Source organism: Streptomyces pseudogriseolus (genome assembly GCA_002154585.1).
Lineage (GTDB): Bacteria > Actinomycetota > Actinomycetes > Streptomycetales > Streptomycetaceae > Streptomyces > Streptomyces pseudogriseolus.
In genome coordinates this window covers 1-861 of sequence record MUNG01000676.1, presented here as the reverse complement: position 1 = coordinate 861, position 861 = coordinate 1, and the positions used below count along the sequence as shown (strand labels likewise).

The following is an 861-nucleotide window of genomic DNA, read 5'->3' as shown; positions in this document are numbered from 1 at the left end:
CGGGTAGCCGTAGCCTCCGGGACGGCCGGCGGGCGGGGCGGGAGCCGCCGCACCGGGGGCCGCGGCGCCGGGGGCCGCCGCCTGGCTGGCGGAGGAGGCGAGCGTGCGGCTGCGCACCCGGTACAGGCCGGTGTCGAGGTCCTCGGCCTTCTCCAGGTGCACCTTGATCGGGCCCATGAACGTGTAGCGCTGCTGCTTGGCGTAGTCCCGGACCATGCCGGCCAGCTCGTCGCCGAGCTGCCCCGAGTACGGGCTGAGCCGTTCGAAGTCCGGGGTGCTCAGCTCGACGATGAAGTCGTTGGGCACGACGGTGCGGTCGCGGTTCCAGATGGTGGCGTTGTTGTCGCACTCCCGCTGGAGCGCACCGGCGATCTCCACGGGCTGGACCTCGGACTTGAACACCTTGGCGAAGGTGCCGTTGACCAGACCTTCGAGACGCTGCTCGAACTTCTTCAGGACTCCCATGGGGCACCTCCTCCGTCGCTGCCGTCCTGTGTACTGCCCCGTGCACCGTTGCGTGCACCGCTTACCTGGTACTGCTTACTGATCGTATCCACGCGCCGCCCGATCGGCTGGTTCCCCCTGTCCGCCCGGCCGCCGGGTGTCGACGCCTGACGAAGTTCCCTCCGAGGCTCCTCTTCGAACTCCGTCGGCCGTGGCGGTGCCCGTCGTTCTGCCATGGATCGTAGAGGGGGCCACGAACCAGTGTCCCGCACCCGGCGGTGGACTCCGTCCGCCTCCTGGGGAGACGGGTGGTACCGGTACGAGGTTGATACGTGGGGCGGTCATGGCCGCGACATGGGCGGGAGGGCGAGCGGCGGCTCACGAGGCCGGGGTCGGCCGGGGGCTCGCGTGGTGAGG

1 protein-coding gene is annotated in these 861 nt (G+C 70.5%); it reads right to left on the bottom strand.

The genetic code is table 11. The features are described 5' to 3' along the window. A partial coding sequence (locus tag CCN29_RS34030; protein WP_006134884.1) for a DUF3662 domain-containing protein occupies positions 1–465 on the bottom strand: 465 nt, incomplete at its 3' end. Between the last annotated feature and the right edge of the window lie 396 nt (positions 466–861).